1 protein-coding gene is annotated in these 279 nt (G+C 65.2%); it reads right to left on the reverse strand.

Annotated features, from left to right (window positions below; genetic code table 11):
* Positions 1 to 214, reverse strand: a 214-nt coding sequence (locus RZA33_RS19450) for a LuxR C-terminal-related transcriptional regulator (protein ID WP_317509726.1), incomplete at its 3' end; no start/stop codon positions are given.
* Positions 215 to 279: the final 65 nt, after the last annotated feature.

Genomic DNA, 279 nt, shown 5'->3' on the forward strand with positions numbered 1-279 from the left:
GAGCGTAGCGATCAACCTGGCGCTTGCTGAGTGGCGGCTCCAAGATTTGGGCCGTGTCCCGAGCCGACTTGCCCTGGGCGGCCCATCGCAGGACCTGCAGCTCGCGTTCGGTAAGGCTTGGAAGGCCGAGTGCGGCCAGGCCTGGCACAGGCTGATCCAGAAGCTGGACCGCTGCCGCGTGTGCATGCACGGCAAGCAGTTGGAGGTCAGCCATGACCCGGCTCATCACCTCATCGTCAGTGGGAAGGGGCTCGGGTCTATCGACGCCGATCCAGATCG

Source organism: Halovibrio sp. HP20-59 (genome assembly GCF_033052795.2).
GTDB lineage: Bacteria > Pseudomonadota > Gammaproteobacteria > Pseudomonadales > Halomonadaceae > Vreelandella.